General features: G+C 48.6%; 13 protein-coding genes and 1 pseudogene. 5 read left to right on the top strand and 9 right to left on the bottom strand.

Annotated elements, in window-relative coordinates:
• Nucleotides 1–28: 28 nt before the first annotated feature.
• Nucleotides 29–1,240 carry a Xaa-Pro peptidase family protein gene (locus Q5L94_RS10080; RefSeq protein ID WP_317498280.1) on the bottom strand — a complete coding sequence of 404 codons (1,212 nt, stop codon included), beginning with the start codon at nt 1,238–1,240 and terminating at the stop codon, nt 29–31.
• A gap of 35 nt (nt 1,241–1,275) precedes the next feature.
• Between Q5L94_RS10080 and Q5L94_RS10085 the strand changes: the two are divergent.
• Nucleotides 1,276–1,632, top strand: a pseudogene (locus Q5L94_RS10085) (hypothetical protein); the annotation flags it as partial.
• Here the strand turns inward: Q5L94_RS10085 and Q5L94_RS10090 are convergent.
• Nucleotides 1,629–3,221, bottom strand: coding sequence for an ABC-F family ATPase (locus Q5L94_RS10090; protein WP_317498281.1), 1,593 nt, complete (start codon nt 3,219–3,221; stop codon nt 1,629–1,631). The pseudogene Q5L94_RS10085 and the gene Q5L94_RS10090 sit on opposite strands and share 4 nt — an antisense overlap.
• Before the next feature lie 101 nt (nt 3,222–3,322).
• On the opposite strand from Q5L94_RS10090, the gene Q5L94_RS10095 reads away from it, so the two are divergent.
• Nucleotides 3,323–4,210: a mechanosensitive ion channel family protein gene (locus Q5L94_RS10095; protein WP_317498282.1), complete on the top strand. Its 888-nt coding sequence runs from the start codon at nt 3,323–3,325 to the stop codon at nt 4,208–4,210.
• A gap of 196 nt (nt 4,211–4,406) precedes the next feature.
• Here Q5L94_RS10095 and Q5L94_RS10100 read toward each other — a convergent pair whose 3' ends face one another.
• Both Q5L94_RS10100 and Q5L94_RS10105 read right to left on the bottom strand, forming a co-directional pair.
• Nucleotides 4,407–7,112, bottom strand: a complete 2,706-nt coding sequence (locus tag Q5L94_RS10100) for a TonB-dependent receptor plug domain-containing protein (RefSeq protein WP_317498283.1) — start codon at nt 7,110–7,112, stop codon at nt 4,407–4,409.
• 73 nt (nt 7,113–7,185) lie between these two features.
• Nucleotides 7,186–8,775: a hypothetical protein gene (locus Q5L94_RS10105; RefSeq protein ID WP_317498284.1), complete on the bottom strand. Its 1,590-nt coding sequence runs from the start codon at nt 8,773–8,775 to the stop codon at nt 7,186–7,188.
• A 199-nt stretch (nt 8,776–8,974) separates the two neighbouring features.
• On the opposite strand from Q5L94_RS10105, the gene Q5L94_RS10110 reads away from it, so the two are divergent.
• Nucleotides 8,975–9,817, top strand: a complete 843-nt coding sequence (locus Q5L94_RS10110; RefSeq protein WP_317498285.1) for an MBL fold metallo-hydrolase — start codon at nt 8,975–8,977, stop codon at nt 9,815–9,817.
• Here Q5L94_RS10110 and argH read toward each other — a convergent pair.
• From argH to argC, 5 genes are read right to left on the bottom strand one after another with little or no spacing between them, the layout of a single operon-like run.
• Nucleotides 9,801–11,663, bottom strand: a complete 1,863-nt coding sequence (argH, locus tag Q5L94_RS10115) for an argininosuccinate lyase (RefSeq protein WP_317498286.1) — start codon at nt 11,661–11,663, stop codon at nt 9,801–9,803. The genes Q5L94_RS10110 and argH overlap by 17 nt on opposite strands.
• A 3-nt stretch (nt 11,664–11,666) precedes the next feature.
• On the bottom strand, nt 11,667–12,878 hold the full coding sequence (locus Q5L94_RS10120) for an argininosuccinate synthase (RefSeq protein WP_317498287.1): 1,212 nt from the start codon (nt 12,876–12,878) through the stop codon (nt 11,667–11,669).
• The gene (locus tag Q5L94_RS10125; RefSeq protein ID WP_317498288.1) at nt 12,875–13,825 is read right to left on the bottom strand and encodes an ornithine carbamoyltransferase; all 951 of its coding nucleotides are present in this window, start codon (nt 13,823–13,825) and stop codon (nt 12,875–12,877) included. The genes Q5L94_RS10120 and Q5L94_RS10125 overlap by 4 nt, the downstream gene beginning before the upstream one ends.
• Before the next feature lie 2 nt (nt 13,826–13,827).
• Nucleotides 13,828–14,559: an acetylglutamate kinase gene (gene argB / locus Q5L94_RS10130; protein ID WP_317498289.1), complete on the bottom strand. Its 732-nt coding sequence runs from the start codon at nt 14,557–14,559 to the stop codon at nt 13,828–13,830.
• Nucleotides 14,556–15,581, bottom strand: a complete 1,026-nt coding sequence (argC, locus tag Q5L94_RS10135; RefSeq protein ID WP_317498290.1) for an N-acetyl-gamma-glutamyl-phosphate reductase — start codon at nt 15,579–15,581, stop codon at nt 14,556–14,558. The genes argB and argC overlap by 4 nt, the downstream gene beginning before the upstream one ends.
• 100 nt (nt 15,582–15,681) lie before the next feature.
• On the opposite strand from argC, the gene argE reads away from it, so the two are divergent.
• Together argE and Q5L94_RS10145 are read left to right on the top strand one after the other, a co-directional pair.
• Nucleotides 15,682–16,842 (top strand): acetylornithine deacetylase, encoded by a 1,161-nt coding sequence (gene argE, locus Q5L94_RS10140; protein ID WP_317498291.1) that lies wholly within the window; start codon nt 15,682–15,684, stop codon nt 16,840–16,842.
• 93 nt (nt 16,843–16,935) lie between these two features.
• Nucleotides 16,936–18,561 carry a methyl-accepting chemotaxis protein gene (locus Q5L94_RS10145; protein WP_317498292.1) on the top strand — a complete coding sequence of 542 codons (1,626 nt, stop codon included), beginning with the start codon at nt 16,936–16,938 and terminating at the stop codon, nt 18,559–18,561.
• Nucleotides 18,562–18,662 lie beyond the last annotated feature (101 nt).

The following is an 18,662-nucleotide window of genomic DNA, read 5'->3' on the forward strand; positions in this document are numbered from 1 at the left end:
CTTAGGGTCAGGTGCCATGCTCATTAAGTCAAAGAAGATTAAACGGGTCATCCACTGAACGCGATGGTTCGGTAAACCAAAAAGCCCCTTCTTCGCTCATATAAAAATGGTCTTCCAGGCGCACGCCGAACTTTTCCGGATTAATCACCATAGGCTCATTGCTGAAACACATTCCCGGTGCTAATCGGGTCTTGTCTCCGCCAACTAAATACGGCCATTCATGCAAATCCATGCCTATACCATGGCCTGTTCTGTGCGGTACGCCGGGTAATTGATAGTCGGCTTTTAAGCCTAGATCACTCAATTTTACACGAACTGCGTCATCAACGGATTCGCAGGTTTTATCTATATGAGCCGCATCAAAAGCAGCCTGCTGTAAGTCTCGTTCGTACTGCCAGAACGTCCGTTGCTCTTCAGTGGCATTTCCAAAGGCGTAGGTTCGGGTAATATCCGAATGGTAACCGTGCAGTTTACAGCCAGTATCAATTAATACCCAGTCGTCTTTCTCCAGTTTTTGTTCATAGTTAACGCCATGAGGATAACTGGTTGCCTTACCGAACAAAACAATGCAGAAAAATGAGCCCGTTGCCCCCACCCTCTGGTGCGCTTTATTAATAAAGGCTCTGACCTCTGAGGCAGTGATCCCCTCATGCAGCATCGCGCCGGTCGCCCGATGCACCGCCATGGTCATATCCATTGCGGTTTGAATCAGGGCGAGTTCTTTCGGAGACTTATGCATACGGCAGGCTGCGGTAATGACTTTGGCATCGCACAGGGTTTCGGCTGGCTTGCGCTCTTCCAGCTGCGCTACAACGCTATAAGGAGTCGACTCATCTAACGCCAGCTTAAAGTCATCAGCAAAACACTCCGTCAAAAAATCGAGCAGCGTCACGTAAGGCGATTCATGCTCATCCCACAATAGCGACTCCATCGGTAGTATCATAGCTTGCGTTAAAGAGCCCACTTCGAACGCCGGAGCAATCAGAGTGACGCTACCCTCAGCCGGAACGATAGCCCCAACCAGCCGCTCGCTGGGGTACCACTTTAAGCCGGTAAAATACTCGAGGTTCGTCCCCGCATTAAGATACATAGCGCTGATGCCCCGTTCCTGCATCAATTGCTGCGCCTTACTGACACGAGCCTCATACTCATCCAGCGCAATAGGTTTCACCGCTTTCGTGATATCTTCCAAAGTTCCGAGCGCTTCCTCAGCCCGCGCAATTCCCACCCCATGGGTCATAAAAATTCCTCTTGTTAATTAAACATCTCACCTACGGCAGCATACCCGTTATTGTCGATAAAAATAACGATGATTTCGCGGTGTTTGAGTCCGGGGCTATTATGCTCTATCTGGCCGAAACCTACGACAAACCCAATCCTAAAGACCCGAAAGAACGCTCACGCATGATTCAGTGGCTGATGTTTCAAATGGGCGGTGTGGGCCCAATGATGGGGCAGGCTAACGTTTTCTACCGGTACTTTCCGGAGAAATTACCCTCTGCCATTGAACGCTACCAAAACGAAACTCGCCGGCTGTTTGAAGTACTGGACACACGCCTGGCCGAATCGAAATACTTAGCTGGCGATCCTGACGAACTGGTCAAGAGCGCCCAAAAAATGGTGCAGCGTTAAGCGGCAGCCAACTGCGCAAGATACTCATCGTAACTGCCGGCAAAATCGCGTAAGCCCTTGTCGGTAATTTCGATAATACGCGTAGCCAGAGTCGACACGAACTCGCGATCATGGCTGACAAACAGCAAGGTGCCTTCAAATTGCTCTAGCGCTAGGTTCAGCGACTCTATTGACTCCATATCCAGGTGGTTGGTCGGTTCGTCCATCACCAGAATATTCGGGCGCTGCAAAATCAGTTTACCGAAAATCATCCTGCCTTTTTCACCACCAGACAAAATCGATACCGGCTTTTGAATATCGTCTGAAGAAAACAACATACGACCCAGAACGCCACGAATGGCCTGTTCGTCATCGCCCGGTTGTTTCCACTGGTACATCCATTCGTAAACCGTCATATCCTGCTTAAACCAGTGGGCGTGATCCTGAGCATAGTAGCCAATATTGGCATTTTCAGACCACTTAATGCTACCTGAGTCTGGCGTGTATTCGCCCATTAAACATTTCAATAAGGTCGTTTTACCAATACCGTTGGCACCGATAATAGCGACTTTCTCGCCCACTTCTATCGAAGTGCTCAAGCCTTTCAATACCGCTTCGTCTTCAAAGCTCTTACGCACATTTTCGGTTTCAAGCGCCAACCGGTAAAGTTTCTTTTCCTGGGTAAAGCGAATGTACGGATTAACGCGGCTGGAGGCTTTCACCTCATCCAGCTGAATTTTCTCCATTTGTTTCTGACGCGAGGTCGCCTGCTTGGCTTTTGACGCATTCGCCGAGAAACGGCTGACGAAGCTCTGCAGCTCGGCAATTTCCTTTTTCTTCTTAGCGTTATCACTCATCAGCTGCTCACGCGCCTGCGTCGCGGCAAACATGTATTCGTCGTAGTTACCCGGGTACACGCGCAGCTCGCCGTAGTCAATATCGGCCATGTGCGTACACACCGAGTTTAAGAAGTGACGGTCGTGCGAGATAATGATCATGGTGCTTTGCTTTTCCGCCAACACGCCTTCCAGCCAGCGAATGGTATTAATGTCGAGGTTGTTGGTCGGTTCGTCCAGCAACATAATGTCCGGCTCAGAAAACAGCACCTGCGCCAATAACACTCGAATTTTGACACCTGGTGCCAACGCAGACATCAGTCCAAAATGCTGCTCTACCGGTATGCCCAGACCCAGCAACAATTCGCCCGCACGAGACTCCGCCGTATACCCGTCCATTTCAGCAAACTCCGTTTCCAAATCGGCTACACGCATGCCGTCTTCTTCACTCATTTCACTACTACTGTAAATGCGGTCACGCTCTTCTTTTACCGCCCACAGTTCTTCGTGCCCCATAATAACGGCATCAACGACACTGTAGTCTTCGTACGCAAATTGATCCTGACGCAACTTACCGATGCGGGTATTCGGTTCCAGCGACACATTGCCGGACGAAGGCTCCTGCTCACCACTTAATATGCGCATAAAGGTCGACTTGCCGCAGCCATTAGCGCCTATCAGGCCATAACGGTTGCCATTGCCGAATTTAACAGAAATATTTTCAAAAAGAGGCTTCGCACCAAATTGCATGGTGATATTTGCAGCAGAAATCACGTATTCAACATCCAGGACTGTAGGGTAAAAATTGAGCGCGCAATGTACGTGTTTTTCGCGTAAATTACAAAGAAAGATTCACTATAATAGGTAAATAGATTATGCAAATGTCCTGGACAGACATCTCTTCGGGTTTAGACAGAATATGGAATATTGAGTTGTGGAAAACTGGCGACGCTCAGATATACCTCAGCCAGGTAATTATTGCTATTACGCTGATTATTGTTGGCGTTATTGTTATACGCTGGATAGGCTCCAGCTTAGTTAAGCGTGCCTTAAAGTCGGGGCATGCCTCTCAGAATACCATTTATGCCTTTCGTAAATTGTTTTCGTTTTTGGCTTACGTGCTTATTGTTCTTATTGCCTTACCGGTTGCCGGTATTCCTATTACTGTATTCGCGGTCTTAGGCGGTGCATTAGCCATCGGTGTCGGTTTTGGCGCCCAAAACCTGTTAAACAACCTGATTTCCGGCATGATATTAATTGCCGAGCGGCCTATTCGTATCGGTGACATTGTCGAGCTGGAAAACGAACGGGGTCGTATTGAAGAAATTGGCAACCGTTGTGTGCGCATCAAACGCTTCGACGGCGTGCATGTGCTGGTACCGAACAGCTACTTCCTGGAGCAACGGGTAGTAAACTGGACACTGGTCTCCACTGAAATACGCAGCACAGTGACCGTTGGCGTTGCTTATGGATCACCGATAGACAGAGTCCGCGAATTGATGATGGAAGCCGCCAGCCAACACGAGAAAATTGTTCAGCGCCTACCCTTTGAAGTTTTCTTCGATGACTTTGGTGATAACAGCCTGACGTTTAATTTGCTGTTCTGGACAGAAGTAGAAGCCCCAATGGATATTCGCCGAGTGCAATCGGATATCCGCTTTAAGCTGGATAAGCTTTTCGCCGAGAACGATATTGTTATCGCCTTCCCTCAACGCGACGTGCATTTGGATACCCTGAAGCCGCTAGAGATAAAAATGACGTGATGACGTTATTGCATCAGGAAGGGTGGTAGTAGCGGGCGCGCCCGACAGTTGCAGTGGACCATTGAGGAGGTGTGCAGCGCCATGGATGGCGCTGCACAAGCCCTACATGGATGTATTTACGGGCGTCCTCCTCAATAGTTCCTGCGGCTTCAGCGCCCGCTACATCCACTTCACCTGACGTAAACGTCAGACTAAATCAGAACTCGTAGCTGTAACTTAAGCTAATTTCGGTTCCCACTTCTTTGCTGCGAACTAAGATATCCGACTGAGTCACTTCCTGATCTTCTCCAAGAATGTTTTTCACCTTGAAGCCGATTTTAGAATTAAAGCTCGGATAATAGTTGTAAACCAAGTCCAGAGAGTGGAACGGTTGCTCAAATGCATCCTCACGTCCACCGATACCAGCCGCTATGATACGCTCACCAAACACGTTATACACCAGCGAAGTAGCATGTTCACCGTTAGCTGAGTCGTAGTTCAACTGGAAGTTGGCAACGTATTCAGAGTGACCTGTCATACGTTTAGTCCGGTTGGTTAAGTTACCCGCCAGTGCCGGATCAATCGACGCTTCGGAATCACTCCAGGTTAAGTTACCAGAGGTGAAAAAACCATTCGCCAGGTAGCCTAAATCGTGCAACCACTCAAACTCAACACCATATACCTCAGCTGACTCACCATTAACGTAACTTAAGGTGTAATCTTCATCGCCTACCTGAAGTATTGACTCAATTGGGTTCTCTATGTCCTTGTAGAACGCTGCAACAGTGTAGTTGTCACCATTGTCTGCATAATACTCGAAACGCGCGTCGTAGTTACGCAAATCACTGCTTTCTAAGCCTGCGGTTCCGAAGGTGCGAATATCCGTTACCGGATCGTAGTAAGCCACCGGTACCGTTTCACGCAAATCCGGACGAACTACGGTTTCGCCGAAACCAAAACGCAGCTGGTAATTATCGCTGGCTATGTAGGTCAGAGATAAGGCTGTGTAGAGGTCGTCTTCGGCAATTGTGCTATTAACTACGCGTTCAGGATTAAAGTAGTTATTTAAGTCTTGCTCACTAAATATTAAGCTCGATGTTGCCAGAGAAACTTGTTTAAAGTCTTCATAACGGACACCACCACTTACACGCCAGGTATTATCGAATATCGCGTCGAATTCACCATAATAGGCATCAATTTTCTGAGCGGCCAGATAGTCATCCGCATTGGGTGCACTAGGTTCGCGGAAGGTAAGGCGAAAGTTATTTTCGTCAATAACATCGTCCGTCAAGTAACCCGTTAACCCCAGTTCGCCGTCTAAATCATCAAGAACAGAAAAACCCGAACCGGATCCGTTATCAAGACTGAAGCTACTGGTATTGTAGTAGCGTGCTTTATCAACAAAGTCATAGCCGGCTTTTAACTCAAGCTCTATGCCTGACAACATAACTGGCAATGAGAAGTTACCGCCGTAGGACTTGACGTTATCTTCCATATCGACAAACTGGAAAACAGCACGGTTATCGTCACCGGTTACGCGAGTTTCTGCAAAGTTACCATCGGCGTCATATCGATCATCAAAGCGGTAAGAAACTTCCGTAGGGATATCCGTTTCAGCTTTTGACTCCGTATATTGCCAGTCAAAACCAATTCCCCAGTAATCCATGAAGGTATGTTGTCCGCGGAACTGATCCACATCCAGTACACGCTCTTCATACTTAAACTCATGTTCACGGTTCGCAAGACCCGTTCCGACAATAGTTTTCAGGTTACTGCCGTTCGGACTTTGCTTGATACCAAATTCCGATTCGTCTTCTGAATCTTCAAGATAAATTTTGGTATAACTGACACTGTGCGTATCCAGTTCATAGCCTGCAGTGAAAAAGCCATTCAGCCGCTCTGTTTCCGTCGTTACTGAGGTTTCTGAAAAGGTGTTGTAACAAGACTTAGAGATGTCCTCTACCGTTTCCAGAGACGTTGAACAATCGGCTGTGGCGTTGTTACTGATAACCGCATTCTGGCGTTCAGAATAGTCCCAGTTGTTGTCATAAGAGGCAGCAGCTAATACGCCTATGGTCCCACCAAAAAATGACTCGTCAAAGCTGTTACCTAAAGTCGCTTTTAAATCCATGTTCGGATCTAACGATTCTTTCTTCAGCACCATATCACGTGGTAATTGCTTAGCCAGCGAGGCATTAATTGCACGAGCCTGATTCCCCGCACTGTTTCCAGAGCCTGTCAGACCATCGGTATTAATAATGTTACGCAAGCTAAAATCGCCCTGGTAGCGGCCAATGGCTTCCTGAATGCCTGCGGGGATACCGCTGTCGTCGCGGTTATAGGTATAACCGTCGTCGGCGTTGCTGTTCATGCCAACACCCGCTTCAACACTAAAGACAAAATCATCAGGTAAAGAGCGCGTACGGATATCAATATTACCACCACCAAAAGCCGCAGGCATTGAAGGCGAAAACACCTTTTGTACCGCCATACTCTCGATAATGGTTGAAGGAATGATATCCAGCGGAACCACATTACGGGTTAAATCCGGGCTGGGTATGCTGGCACCATTGATGCGGGCGCTTGAATAACGCTCACCAAGGCCACGAACATAAATAAATTTACCATCAACCAGTGTTAAACCGGTTACACGACGTAAAGCCGAGGCCGCGTCACTGTCGCCTGAACGAGATAGCTGCTCAGCGCCCAAAATGTCCGCCACAAAAGCCTGATTTTTGCGCTCTTCAACAACAGCAGCTGCGCTACCCTGCAAACGGCTGCCGGTAGTCACAACTTCTTCAATCGTCGACTCACGCTCAATTTCAGCTTCGTTGGCTTGCTGAGCCAAAGCTGCCGGAGCAGCGGCAAATAACCCTAATCCAACCGCTAAAGCAACAGGTTTGAGTTTGTATTGATTTTTCATAACCAACTCCTGCAATAAAATCGGAAAATAGGCGCAACACTGTTGCGCCTATTCATTCGCATTCCAACTCAAATTAGTCTGCGTCAGCAGCAGCTACAGCAGTTTCAACCCACTGGTACCACTCAGAACTTGTGTCGTCGTCAGACAATGCGCCGATAAAATCAACCGGAGTAAAGAAGTCATCGTTTAATGACGTTAAGTCATTCGCTGCGATAGTGATAGATGAACTCATATCGGTAGAAATACCATCATCATTCAGAACAGTCGCCGAACCATCAAGAACCTCGTTTACACCACCGTTGTCATACCATTGGCTGTAAGTTTCACCATCGCCAAAGGTATTGTCACCGGTGTTAACAAAGTTGTTGGTACACGCCATGACCGAGTTGTAGAAATCCAGTTCATTGTTATCCACGCCGGCTTCACCGTCTGAAGTGAAGAAGATACAACCGTCGTCAGCAGTACCATTTTCTTTAATTTTTAGTACGTTATACATTTGCCCCTGGAAGTTATCGTCAAATTTAGTGGCAATTGAAGGGGCATCGTCACGCTCAGACTTTCTGTCGGTAGTAATAATAGTGACGTTAGCAATAGTCGGGGCTGAAGCCGGAACATCATCATAATCTGAGCCGTTATTCTTCTCACCGTCGGCCTCAAAACCGCCGTTACCCATACCAACAGTATTTCCATCAACCGTTACAGTACCGTGTTTAATAAACAGGAATTGAGCCTTACCCTGCCAGCCAGCATCCATGTCTACTGAGTCGTCCTGGTTATCAGTGAAAACGATGTGTTTGATGTTGGCCGCGCCACCAAAGAATTCAACACCATCATCGTAGCCCTGGTGAATATGAAGAAATTCATAAGATGAACCTGAACCAACCGCGTTTAGAGTTAACGAGTTAAGGTCATCGCCGTCACCACCCTCGCGAGGACCTGAACCTGCGTACCAAATGTTAACGTATTTCATTGAACCGCTGTTATCAGCGTTGTCGTTACCACCGAAGTAACTAACAATACCTTCTGACTCAATGTTACAAGTGCCGCCTTCGCGCTGTGCGTTAGTACATTGGTTCGTTTTTCCGTTACCGTTGATGATGATACCACCCCAGTCGGCGAAACGTGGTGCATCACCTGTAACGTTCAAACGGTCAAATGCGTTAGCCGAGGTAAAGGTAATTGGCTTGTCAAAAGTACCCTTCGCATTCAACTGCGCACCGCGGGCAACCTGAACAATGGCTTCACCAGAAGTAAAAGCAAGCGTTGCACCAGGTTCAACAGTCATAACCGGGCCATTTTGATTAATTTCACAGTCTGTCGTGGTATCGCAATCTTCACCAATTTGCAGGGCACCCTCAAATACGTGCACTCCGCCGTCTGGCAGCTCTTCAAAAGTAATGTCTTCAGCAATTTCGATAGTTGCGCTTGCAAAATCCGTGTCGTAACTGCAATCCTGACCGTCATATGAGCCTTGAACGTTGCCATAGCTGGCACACTCTGCGCCGCTGCCTGAGTCACCGCCACCATCAGCGCCGCCGTCACTTCCACCATTTGAACCGCCACCATTGTTAACCGTTGGCGTAACATTAATATCACCACCGCAACCAGCTAAGAATAAAGCGGTAGCTACAGCAGAGACTTTGAATAAGGTATTAAATTTCATTGGGTTCTCCCGACTTGGATGTTGTCCAGTTATGATTTAAGTCGGGAGAAGACTAAGATGCTTGCATGACAAGATTGTGACAACACAAAAGTGTCATAAAATATTCACTATTCGGTCACCTATATTTTCTCTTTTGATCTTTGCGCTTGTTTAATAAGTAACCTATATCAATAACGAAAACACAAATAAGGAAGACCCCATGCGTAAACTTTTAATCAGCGGATTACTGGCAGCTTTTGCTTTACCCGCTGTGGCTGACCGTTTCGAAGATGTAACCATAGAACACAACGAAGTCGCCGATAATATTTATATGCTGACAGGCGCTGGCGGAAACATGCTGATGTCATCAGGCGATGACGGCGTATTTCTGGTTGATGATCAATACACTCAGGTAGCAGAAAAAATTGCCGCCAAAATTAAAGAGCTTAGCGGCGAAGAGGTTCGTTACATTTTGAATACTCACTTTCACGGTGACCATGTCGGCTCAAATATGTGGTTTGCCAATAATCAGAACTCAACTATTTATGCTCATGACCATGTGCGAGAACGCTTGAGTCAGGATAGCGATTTCAACGCAGCAGGCCTTCCAGCCATTACCTTTGATTCAACCCTTACCTTCCACTTAAACAATGACACTATCCGTGTGTTTTATTTGCCTGCAGGCCATACCGATGGTGACAGCGCCGTTTGGTTTGAAGACGCTAATGTGCTGCACCCGGGTGACTTATTCTTTAATGAACGCTTTCCCTTTATTGACCTGAAGAGCGGTGGTGACGTTGACGGCTACATTGACAACGTTGAAGAATTATTAAGTCGCATTAATGACGAAACGGTAATCATTCCGGGCCACGGTCCGTTAGCTAACAGACAAGATTACCAAGGCTTTCTAACCATGCTTAAAGAGACCAAAACCGAAGTTGATACCATGAAGCAGCAGGGAATGACCCTTGATGAAGCAAAAACCAAGGGCCTTAGCAATCAATGGGACGACTGGAGTTGGTCCTTCATTAACGAAGAACGCTGGATCACAACGCTGTACTAAATATCAACCTCTCGTCCGGTGGTTGAAGGTGAAAGTCCATGGCCAGCTCATCGCAGTTGGCCAGCCTTGGGCACAATTCACAGTCCTTCATCACCTTTTCGGGCAAACTGTCTTTAGAACAATGACTAAAACCTTGCTGCTCAAAAAAGTCCGGCACCCGAGTCAGCACAATGACCCGATTGAGTTGCAGTAACCGCGCTTTTTTTAATAAATAAGACACCAGCATGCGGCCCTGCCCGCGAACTTCCGTATGCGGATGAACGCCCAGCGAGCGAATTTCAGCAAGGCCAGTGGTATAGATATAAAGCGATGCACAACCCATAACTCTACCGTCCACTTCAGTAACGGCAAACTCGTTAATCGAGTGTACAATGTCGTCCTTGGCGCGCGGTAAGTTCTCTCCCGCTCCGGCCCAGTGCTGAACCAACTCCAGAATCTCGCCAATATCACCCAGGTTGGCGTCCCGAATACGAATTTTCTGCTGTTGTTGAGCGCTTTTTAATGCTTCGTTTACGCGCTGCGGTGACGTACCACCCAGTGCACAGCGTTTTTCCAGTAAAGCATCCAGCGTCAGCCACTCATAAACATCCTGCTCAATAACCGGAACGATTGCCTGAAACGCCTCCAGCGGCATGTCTTCCAGCGGTTTTTCAGCCTGAATGGCCTGCTGAACCAGCTCTCCGACGTTATGATGTGCCAGCCTAAAAGGTACGCCTTTAGCGACCAGATAATCGGCCAGCTCGGTGGCGTTAGCGTAACCGCCCTGCGCAGCTTTGCGGCAAACCTCATGGTTCACGATTAGCCCCTGCAGACTGGATGTGACCATCGCCAGCGAAGCCTGCCAGGTGGTAAAGGCGTCAAATAAACCTTCTTTGTCTTCCTGCATGTCTTTATTATAAGCTAGCGGCAGAGACTTTAAGGTCATCATCAACCCAGTCAACGAGCCCACCACGCGGCCGCTCTTGCCACGCACCAGTTCCAGTGCATCAGGGTTTTTCTTCTGCGGCATGAGCGAAGAGCCCGAAGTCACATTATCCGCCAGCTCAATAAAGCCCGCCTCGCCGGAATTATAAAAGATGAGATCTTCCGTTAAGCGCGACAAATGCAGCATCGACAGTGATGCGGTGCTTAATAACTCCACCACAAAATCACGATCGGAAACCGAATCTAAACTGTTGCGAGTCGCCTGGCTAAAACCCAGCTCGCTGGCAATGGCTTCACGGTCAACCGGATACGCCGTTCCCGCCAAAGCCCCACAGCCAAGCGGACTTTTATTCAGGCGCGTTACCGCATCCTCTAAACGCTCGCTGTCGCGCTGCAGCATTTCTACATAAGCTAAACACCAATGCGCCAGCAATACCGGCTGCGCTCGTTGCAAGTGGGTATAGCCGGGTATAACCGTACCCTGCTCACGCTCAGCCAGCCCCAACAATGCCTGCTGGGTTTGCTTCAACGCCTGTTGCAAAACCTCTGACTGCTGACGGCACCATAACCGCAAGTCGGTCGCGACCTGATCGTTACGGCTACGTCCGGTATGCAGTTTTTTGGCTAAGTCGCCCACCTTGCCTATCAGCGCCGCCTCAACAAAAGAATGAATGTCTTCATCACCGCCGACAGCAACCGCCGCAGGATCAGAACGCACTTCACCTAACAGTTCATCCAGTGCCTGTTGTAATTGCTCACATTCACCAGTACTCAGTACTCCAACTTTTTGCAGCGCGTTGGCCCAGGCTTTAGAGCCGGTAATATCCTGCTCTGCCAGCACATAGTCAAAGGGTAACGAGTCATTAAACTGCTGAAACGCGGCATCGGGTCCTGCCGCAAAACGTCCGCCCCATAACGCCATAACCTATCCCTTTTGCTGTTTTTGTAGCGCCGCAATCCGGCTCGGAAGAGAGAACAGCCGGATAAAGCCTTCAGCATGCGCCTGGTTATACACTTCGTCCGCACCAAAAGTGGCAAAATCTTCACTGTACAAGCTGTGCGGCGAACGTTTCTGTACCGCGGTTACCGAGCCTTTATAAAGCTTCAGAACCACCTCGCCACTAGCAGTCGCGCATAACGACTGAGCCGCAGCCATCACCGACTCTTGCAACGGGGTAAACCAGCGTCCGTCGTACAGCAACTGTGCGAACTGTTCGCTCAATTGCGCTTTCCAGCTGCGACTGACTTTGTCCAGCACCAGTTCATCAATGGCTTGCAACGCCGCCATCATTACAGTACCGCCTGGGGTTTCATAACAACCGCGGCTTTTCATTCCCACCAGACGGTTCTCCACAATATCCACACGGCCAACACCGTGCTTAGCAGCAACGTCATTTAAAACATTCAAACAGTCAAAAGGCGACAGCGCCTGGTTATTCACCGCCACAATTTCGCCGTTTTCCACCGTCACAGAAAGGTACTCGGATTTGTCCGGCGCCCGCTCCGGCGATACCGTCATAGTCCAGACCTTTTCTGTGGGTTCACACCAGGGGTCTTCAAGTTCGCCACCCTCGTGGGAAATATGCCAGGCATTGGCGTCGCGGCTGTAAATTTTGGTCGCTGAAGCTGAGCAGGGAATATTGCGCTCCGCCAGATAATCCAGCAAAGACTCGCGGCTGCTCAGTTCCCATTCCCGCCAGGGCGCAATCACCTGTAAGTCCGGCGCTAAGGCCGCATAACAAGACTCAAACCGCACCTGATCGTTACCTTTACCGGTGCAACCGTGAGACAGTGCGTCAGCGCCGACTTTACGCGCTACTTCAACCTGGGCTTTGGCAATTATCGGCCGCGCCATAGCGGTGCCCAGCAGGTAAGTGCCTTCGTAAATCGCCCCGGTTTTCAGGGTCGGATACACATAGTTTTTAACGAACTCTTCTTTTAAATCCACCACATGGCATTCAGAAGCACCTGAGGCTTTGGCTTTTTCTTCCACACCTTCTAGCTCTCCTGCTCCCTGCCCAACGTCAGCCACAAAGGCCACCACTTCACAGCCGTAGTTTTCTTTTAACCAGGGCACAATAGCCGATGTATCCAGGCCACCAGAATAGGCCAATACCACTTTTTTTACGTTGCTCATGAGGCTTTCTCCATAGATTCTGGCAGTACGGCTGCCTTTGGATTCAATAATAAAGTTAATAAAGCATTTTGCGCATACAGACGGTTCTCAGCCTGCTGAAAACAGCGCGAAAGCGGGCCGTCCATGACATCGGAGGTAATTTCGTAACCCCGGTGTGCCGGCTGGCAGTGCAACACCGAAGTGGCACCGCTGTGCTCAACCAGCTGCGAATTGATTTGATAGGGCTGGAAAGTGTCGCGAACTTCGCTCACCGGTTTATCATCGCCCATCGACACCCAGGTATCGGTATAGAGCGCATCAGCCCCTGCCACAGCGGCAATATCGTGGGTAACCACAATGTCGGCACCACTTTCTTCAGCTTGTTTTTTAGCTTTGCTGACAAGATCAACGTCGGGTTCATGCCCGGGCGGGCAAATAATAGTGCAGCTTGCACCCAGTGCAGCGGCAGTCAGCATCAGCGAGTGCGAGACATTGTTGCCATCGCCCAGATACACCAGCTTCAGACCTTTTACCTTGCCGTAGTGCTCCTGCAGCGTTAAAAAATCCGCCAACGCCTGACACGGGTGAAACCGGTCGCACAAGCTGTTAACTACCGGCACCGAGGCGTACTGAGCCAGTTCATGTAATGTATGGTGCGACATAACCCGTGCAACAATAGCATCGGCCCAGCAGGATAAATTGCGGGCATAATCAGCAACGCTTTCACGCACGCCCATGCCCTTTCCCTGCTCATTCAAATAAACCGCATGACCGCCCAGTTTTTGCAGACCAATATCAAAAGACAGGCGCGTACGCAGACTCGGCTTTTCAAACAGAGTGACAACGCTGCGGCCTGCAAGCGTTTGGCGGTATTTTTCGGGGTGTGCTTTTTGCTCTTGCGCTAAAGCCAATAACTGCAAAGTGTTAGCCGGAGTTAACTCCAGCCCGGATAAACAATGTTTCATCATACTTACTCACTAATCTGTGTACCTGAATCGGGTTTATTAACTGCATTCCAACTTCCTATTCGCACAGATCGTCGCAAGTGTCTGGCCGCTTCCAGCGCGCCGCGGACTTTTACCAACATACCGTTTTGAATCACACCGGCTTTTGTCAGCTCATCAATGCTGCGGGTGTTCAGCTGCTCTATCAGTCTGCCCTCGCTGTCGAGCACGCCTTCAACGTCGGTCAAAAGCAATAAATCGGCGTGGTAGTTTGCAGCAACGGCTACGGCGGCGTCATCGGCGTTAACGTTAAACCAGTCACCTTTTTTGCCGAAGCCAATCGAGCTTATTAATGGCAGATAACCGCATTTGAGCAGGTTAGTAATTAACCCTGACTCAAACAGCTCGCACGTACCTACCTGGCCCAGCGCGGCAGACTGGCGACGACAAGAAATACCCGCCTCATGCAGGGTTAAACCAATGGGCCTTATACCGGTAGCTATTGCCTGAGACATCAGCTGTTTATTCGCACAACCCGCCAAAGCACCCACTATGTATGGCATGTGTTGTTCAGGACTGACTCTGAGCCCTTCATGCTTTTCGCTTTTTAAGCCTGCGGTAGACAGCCATTGCTGAGCCAAAGCCCCGCCGCCGTGCACAATGACCGTTTTATTTTGTGTATCGACCAGAGACTCAAACAACGCTTTCATTTCTTCGGGTTGCTCAAGTATGCTGCCGCCCAGCTTAATCACCCTCATATCAACCCCTCTTCTACCGGCAAACCCAGTTGCAAGTTTATGCATTGAATGGCCTGACTGGCAGCACCTTTTAGCAAGTTATCAATAGCCGAAAAAGCAATAAGCTGGTTGTCCTGCCGGTGCCAGCCAATATCCACAAAGGGTTGCTGCACCACATTTTTAATGGCTGGCCGCGCTTGTTTTTCAAAACGAACCAAAGGCTGCTCCACATAGCATTGGTAAGCTTTATCTAGATCAGCGTCGCTAACGTCATCATTAAGTTCAGCGTATAAAGTTGCCAGAATACCGCGCGGAAACTGCGCTAAATGCGGAGTGAATAAAACTTCGTGTTGTAACTGTTGAGCAATTTCCGGAGTATGGCGATGCTCAAACAGTCCGTAAGCTTGTAAAGATAGCTCTGCCCCATGACTCGTCAGCGCGGCTTTTCGACCCGCACCGGTAACGCCGGATACCGCATTAATAATAATTTTATTGTCGCTGAGTAAACCGGCTTGCTTTACCGGAAGCAATGCCATTAGGGCTGCAGTTGGGTAACAGCCGGGCACCGCGACTAACTGCGCTGCGGCTATCTCATCCGGGTAGCACTCCGCCAGCCCATAAGTCGCTTGTTGTAGCCACTGATTCTGCTCGTGCTCAAAGCCATAAAATGCCGGGTAATCTTCAACCCTGTTTAAGCGAAAGCCACCGGACAGGTCTATGACTTTCAAACCGGCAGCCAGAAACTCAGGCGCCAGCTCCACACTCACACCATGATCAGTACACAAGAACACAGTGTCAGCTGAGCTCTTAATGAGCTCTTTTTCATGACGGGATAAGCCCTGCAACGAAAGTTTCACTAAATGTGCATGTTGGGGGTGTAAATCACTCAACAACGAGCCTGCATCACTGCTATGCTCAGAGACATAACAACCCAAAAGACTAAGCGCCGGATGTTGTTGCACCAAACGGGTTAGTTCGACGCCGACGTAACCGCTGGCTCCGATTATTGCGACTGACTGAGACTGCGCTGCTATATACTGCATGCGACAAAAACCTGTTGCTGTTTCTGAGTAAAAATGCAGAATAACCGAATAAATATACTTATGCAATAATAGTGAATAATTATATTAAGGATTAACTATCATGAGTACCCCTGCCTTACCATCATTCTTCTCAATGTATCAGCAACTCATTGCACAGCCTTCCATCAGCTCTATCGACCCGAAGTGGGATCACAGCAACCAGAAGGTTGTGAACTTACTGGCTGAATGGTTGGAAGTATTAGGCTTTGAGTGCGAAATCAATGAGCTGCAAAGTCAGCCGGGAAAGTTCAATTTACTGGCGCGTCGAGGGGCAGGAAGTGGCGGGTTGCTGCTGTCCGGACATACTGACACCGTGCCTTACGATGCCAGCCGCTGGAACTTTGACCCTTTTAAACTCACCGAGCAGGACAACCGCTGGTACGGCCTTGGCAGCATTGATATGAAAGGATTTTTTGCTTTTGTTATTCAGGCTCTGAGTGAGCTGGACGCAACGCAGCAAAGCAAACCCGTGATGATACTGGCCACCGCTGACGAAGAAACCACTATGAACGGCGCCCGTGAAGTGAGTCGCTTTGCCAACCTCAAACCCGACTACTGCGTAATAGGCGAACCCACAGATATGCGCCCGGTATACGCACACAAAGGCCACATGAGCGAAGTTATTCGCATTACCGGACGCTCCGGCCACAGTTCAGATCCGGCACTGGGTATTAACGCCATAGAACTGATGCACGAAGTCATTTCAGCACTCATGAAACTAAAAGAAGATTTTAAGCATAAATATTCAGATTCAAACTTTACGGTACCACAACCGACCATGAACTTTGGCCACATTCATGGCGGCGACAACGCCAACCGCATTTGTGGCTGCTGTGAGCTACACCTGGACATTCGCCCGCTACCGGGCTTGTCTGTTGATGAGCTATACGCCCACCTGCACCAGGCAACGGAGACTATTCAGGCCCGTTACCCAGGGTCAATTGAGCTCATTTCACTGCACCACCCAATACCCGCCTTTCAGCAAAATACCGACTCCGCATTAGTGCAATTAGCAGAGAAAATTTCGAAAACTCAGGCACAGGCGGTTAACTACTGCACTGAAGCGCCTTTTCTTCAGGCATTGGGCTGTGAAACCCTGGTAATGGGGCCGGGATCAATACGCCAGGCACATCAACCCGATGAATTTCTATTGACCGAAACCATCAAGCCAACTCAAGAAAAACTAAAAAACTTACTAAAAAGTTATTGTTTTTCGGGTTAGCTGCCGATAGACCACAAAAGGATACGGCAAGCTTAAGCACTGATGAGTTTGCTACAATCAAATAATTGCGGTGATTAAACAAAGGAACACGCCATGATACGACAAATTTCTATAGGTCTGCGAGCGAGTGTCGCTTTCGGACTGGTCGGTATACTCATCCTTATTCTCGGAATTTTTGCACTAAACCGGGTTGGGGTTATTTCTAACGAAATAACGACTATAACCGATAAACAAATGCCGGCGCTGGACAACGTAAATGATATAAACCGTGATTTTCTTTTGGTGCGAATTCATTCAGCCAACGTTTCCAGCTATATAAATGACGCTGACCGTTTAACAAACTATAAAGCAAAGCTTTCCGATGCAATTGATTCACTTAAGCGTAACCAGAGCGAATACGAAAGTGTTATAGAGGATTCTCGGGCGCAAGAATTATTTAATGAATATAAGGCGCTTGATAAAGAATATTGGCAGTTAAACGAGCAATTCAATAAGCTGGTTGATGCGGGACTTGAAGATGCTATTGCCTCGATAAGAGAAAACAGCATACTTCCGCTGACCAATAAAATTACTGATAAGTTAGAAGAACTTCACAGTAGAGAAAGCACTCTTATTGATGATGCTGCAAGTAACGCACACGGCGTAGCCGAAAATGCCAACCTGGCGGTTATCATTGTACTCGTCATTGCTATCGCATTACTCGCTGTATTCGCTGTTGTGCTAACCCGCAGTATTGTGTCACCTATTAGTGCTGCTGTTGATTTTGCTGAAAGCATTGCTAAGCGCGACTTAACACAACGCATTGAAATTGTCGGCAACGACGAGCCAGCGCACCTGCTTCGTCAACTAGAACGAACGCAAACAGAGTTGCGCAATTCCATTACCACCATATCGGAGTCGTCGGAGCAGTTAGCGTCAACCTCTGAAGAGCTAAGCTCAGTGACAGAAGAGTCCACCCGGACTATTCAGCAGCAGTCTGAAGAATTAGAACAGGCAGCAACAGCTGTAAATGAGCTGACCACGGCCGTTGAAACCGTTGCGCAGGATGCCCAAAACGCTTCGGAAGCTTCTGACGAAGCAAATCAACAAGCGCAACAAGGTAATGACAGCGTACGTAAAACGGTCCGTGCTATTGAAGAGTTGTCTCAGGAAATAGGAGACTCTTCAGGTAACGTGACAGAGCTTGCGGAAAAAGTTAAGAGCATTACCAAAGTACTTGAAGTTATTAGCGGTATTGCAGAGCAAACCAACTTGCTGGCACTGAATGCCGCAATAGAAGCGGCCCGTGCAGGTGAATCAGGACGCGGGTTTGCCGTTGTTGCGGATGAAGTTCGTTCTTTAGCTCACAAGACACAGCAGTCCACTGTTGAGATTGAAGACATGGTTAAAGCTATTAATGAATCCAGCGACCGTTCTGTAGCCACTATGGACAAGAGCTTAGAGCGTGCTACTAAGACTCTGGACGTGGCACGTGAAGCCGGTGAAGCACTGCAGTTAATTGCCACGGCCGTAAGTGAAATAAACAATCACAACACGTCCATAGCCAGTGCCGCAGAAGAGCAGGCAAATGTGTCGCGCGATGTTGATAAAAACCTGGTCAGCATTCGTGATCTGTCTAATTCAACAGCTTCCGGCTCAGAGCAAACCAATGCCTCAAGCCGCGAGCTGTCGCGCCTGGCAGTTGACCTTAATGAACTGGTTAAGCGTTTTAGAGTTTAAAAATTGCAAGTTAATCTATAGACGGGGCCGCAATGGCCCCGTTCGAATTTTAGCCACAGAACCTATCTCAACTAAAATAACCTTCCTGAATACTGCTAATT

The sequence above is a fragment of the Idiomarina sp. Sol25 genome (genome assembly GCF_033052775.1).
Taxonomy (GTDB): Bacteria; Pseudomonadota; Gammaproteobacteria; order Enterobacterales; family Alteromonadaceae; genus Idiomarina.